The following is a 2,690-nucleotide window of genomic DNA, read 5'->3' as shown; positions in this document are numbered from 1 at the left end:
TAAATTTTCAGCGTTGCTGGCTCCCCGTCAGCCGGATTGGGTTGCATCGCAGGGGTGTCGAAAGAGTCAACTGCGGTCCAAAGCTGTTGGACTTGGGTGAAAAGGGCGTTTATTCTTCCTATACGTGCCGCGTTCCAGGCGGCGACTATGAGGGCTATGTCGATGCCCATGTGCGCCGGCTGGAGGCGCTACGCCGGGCCGGTATCGTCGAGCGGATCGACGCCGACCAATGGCGCATCCCCGATGATCTGGTCAGCCGTGCCGCCGCCCATGACGCCGGCCGAGACAGTCAGGCCAGCGTTCGCGTCCTTTCCCCGGTCGATCTGAACAAACAGATCGGATCGGACGGCGCGACCTGGCTGGACCGGCGGCTGATCCACGGCGAGACGGCCGACCTTGCGCCAACCGGCTTCGGGCAACAAGTCCGCGAAGCCATGGACCAGCGCCGCGAGCACCATATCGAACAGGGCGACGCCACCCGCAGCCGGGACAGCCGCGTCTTCTACCGGCGCAACCTTCTCGCCATCCTGCGGGAGCGCGAGGTAGCCGGCGTCGGATCGGATATGGCTTTGAGTAAGGGCCTGCCGTTCCGCGCCGCCACGGACGGCGAGAGCGTCAGCGGCAAGTTTACCGGAACCGTGCATCTATCGAGCGGCAAGTTCGCCGTGGTCGAGAAATCCCATGAGTTCACCCTTGTCCCGTGGCGGCCGATCATCGACCGCCAACTCGGCCGCGAGGTTATGGGCATCGTGCAGGGCGGGTCGGTGTCGTGGCAGTTAGGGCGGCAGAGGGGGCTGGAACGCTGAGTGCGCCCATGCCGCATTGCGAAGCAAAAGATAATCGGATAAAATGTAGCAATTCATATTCGTAAGCGTGGAGTAATCAGATGGGAAATTCCAAGTCAGCAGACAAGTAAGCCGCAACAACCAGTATTGTTGTTGCGGCGCTCTGTAAGGCTAGTCTCATCTGATTGCTGACGAGCAGACGTCGCCCGGTATTCCTTAATCGAGGGTTGATTCGTCATGACCACCACACGCCCCGCGTGGGCCTATACGCTGCCGGCAGCACTGCTGCTGATGGCTCCTTTCGACATCCTCGCTTCACTGGCGATGGATATTTATCTCCCTGTCGTTCCAGCGATGCCCGGCATCCTGAACACGACGCCCGCTATGATCCAACTCACGTTGAGCCTCTATATGGTGATGCTCGGCGTGGGCCAGGTGATTTTTGGTCCGCTCTCAGACAGAATCGGGCGACGGCCAATTCTACTTGCGGGCGCAACGGCTTTCGTCATTGCGTCTCTGGGAGCAGCTTGGTCTTCAACTGCACCGGCCTTTGTCGCTTTCCGTCTACTTCAAGCAGTGGGCGCGTCGGCCATGCTGGTGGCGACGTTCGCGACGGTTCGCGACGTTTATGCCAACCGTCCTGAGGGTGTCGTCATCTACGGCCTTTTCAGTTCGATGCTGGCGTTCGTGCCTGCGCTCGGCCCTATCGCCGGAGTATTGATCGGCGAGTTCTTGGGATGGCAGGCGATATTCATTACTTTGGCTATACTGGCGATGCTCGCACTCCTAAATGCGGGTTTCAGGTGGCACGAAACCCGCCCTCTGGATCAAGTCAAGACGCGCCGATCTGTCTTGCCGATCTTCGCGAGTCCGGCTTTTTGGGTTTACACTGTCGGCTTTAGCGCCGGTATGGGCACCTACTTCGTCTTCTTCTCGACGGCTCCCCGTGTGCTCATAGGCCAAGCGGAATATTCCGAGATCGGATTCAGCTTTGCCTTCGCCACTGTCGCGCTTGTAATGATCGTGACAACCCGTTTCGCGAAGTCCTTTGTCGCCAGATGGGGCATCGCAGGATGCGTGGCGCGTGGGATGGCGTTGCTTGTTTGCGGAGCGGTCCTGTTGGGGATCGGCGAACTTTACGGCTCGCCGTCATTCCTCACCTTCATCCTACCGATGTGGGTTGTCGCGGTCGGTATTGTCTTCACGGTGTCCGTTACCGCGAACGGCGCTTTGGCAGAGTTCGACGACATCGCGGGATCAGCGGTCGCGTTCTACTTCTGCGTTCAAAGCCTGATAGTCAGCATTGTCGGGACATTGGCGGTGGCACTTTTAAACGGTGACACAGCGTGGCCCGTGATCTGTTACGCCACGGCGATGGCGGTACTGGTTTCGTTGGGGCTGGTGCTCCTTCGGCTCCGTGGGGCTGCCACCGAGAAGTCGCCAGTCGTCTAACCGACGACTGGTAGCAGGCCCGCTCCGATGCGGCGCACTAACCATCGAAACCTCGTGAATGTCGGTATCCTGTCTGGCAGGATACCGCTCATTTCCCTTGTTCAGTTCATCGCCGTCGCCGAGCATCTGAATTTTCGGCATGCGGCCAAGGCACTTGGTATCAGCCAGTCGAGCGTCAGCGCGCGTGTGAAAGCGCTGGAGGATAACCTTGGTGTCCTGCTATTTGAGCGCCATGCGCGGGGCGTTCGGCTAACAGACGCAGGCAGGCACTTCATGGAGCGTGTCACGGCGGGTGTCGATCAACTCGATCACGCAGTGAAGACCGCGGAGTGACGGGCACTGGCTGGCAATGTCTAGCAACGGCAGGCATTTCGGCTGAGGGTAAAAGAACTTTCCGCTAAGCGATAGACTGTATGTAAACACAGTATTGCAAGGACGCGGAACATGCCTCAT

Annotated in this window: 3 protein-coding genes; all 3 read left to right on the top strand. The window is 59.2% G+C overall.

Going from position 1 to position 2,690, the window contains the following annotated elements; translation table 11 throughout:
- Window positions 1-806 (top strand): DUF3363 domain-containing protein (locus FTU38_RS16950; RefSeq protein ID WP_223411754.1); only part of this gene is annotated, 806 nt, incomplete at its 5' end.
- A gap of 216 nt (window positions 807-1,022) precedes the next feature.
- Window positions 1,023-2,237 carry a chloramphenicol/florfenicol efflux MFS transporter FloR gene (gene floR, locus FTU38_RS16500; RefSeq protein ID WP_000214122.1) on the top strand — a complete coding sequence of 405 codons (1,215 nt, stop codon included), beginning with the start codon at window positions 1,023-1,025 and terminating at the stop codon, window positions 2,235-2,237.
- A gap of 27 nt (window positions 2,238-2,264) precedes the next feature.
- A complete protein-coding gene (locus tag FTU38_RS16495) occupies window positions 2,265-2,570 on the top strand; it encodes a LysR family transcriptional regulator (protein ID WP_001255015.1) in 306 nt (101 codons plus the stop codon).
- Window positions 2,571-2,690: the final 120 nt, after the last annotated feature.

Source organism: Acinetobacter sp. YH12098 (assembly GCF_013419235.1).
Taxonomy (GTDB): domain Bacteria; phylum Pseudomonadota; class Gammaproteobacteria; order Pseudomonadales; family Moraxellaceae; genus Acinetobacter; species Acinetobacter amyesii.
This window is presented reverse-complemented; position numbering and strand designations above follow the sequence as displayed.